At 48.6% G+C, this 547-nt stretch carries 1 protein-coding gene; it reads right to left on the bottom strand.

What is annotated here, in order from left to right; genetic code table 11:
• The coding region (locus I6E40_RS10670; RefSeq protein WP_235387252.1) for a hypothetical protein at positions 1-371 on the bottom strand (371 nt) is incomplete at its 3' end.
• Positions 372-547 lie beyond the last annotated feature (176 nt).

Raw genomic sequence — 547 nt, 5'->3', positions numbered from 1 at the left:
ACCTGACTCGGGCGTACGTAGAAATCTGCCGTCCGTCCGGCTTTTTTCTTTGAAACGTCTTGTGCCTGAGGGGATTTTTGTGAACGAGGGGCTTTCTGAGGCTGAGCGACAGCCTGCGCTGCCTGTGCTACCTGCTGTTCTTGTGCGTCTTGCGCTTCTTGTGTTTCCTGTACTTCTTTCGCTGCCTGCATTTCTTGTACATTCTGCACATGCGACGCCGGAGGAGTGGCGAAGAAGTCGGGGTTCTGCCACTCGTATTTCTTTCTCATCGGGAGGGGGCCTTTCGCCATCAACGCGAAGAGGTCCCCAAAATTTGCGAAGATGTCCTTGATCAGTCTCTTCGCCAAAAGTAATTTTAAACTTTTGCTCATTACAAGATAATTTTATGAGTTAATAATTGATGAATAATTTCTTGTTTGAAGCAGTGTGCTCGTGGAATTCGGAAAGCGTTCGGAAACCGTCCGAGAAGGCGTTCGGAAACCGTCCAAGGAATCGTTCGGAAAAGGTAATACCTCACCCTGTCTTGACCGAAGCGTCAAGATGAATC

It is taken from the genome of Prevotellamassilia timonensis (assembly GCF_021531665.1).
Taxonomy (GTDB): Bacteria; Bacteroidota; Bacteroidia; order Bacteroidales; family Bacteroidaceae; genus Alloprevotella.
The sequence above is the reverse complement of the archived record's forward strand: the minus strand, read 5'-3'. Positions and strand labels throughout refer to the sequence as shown.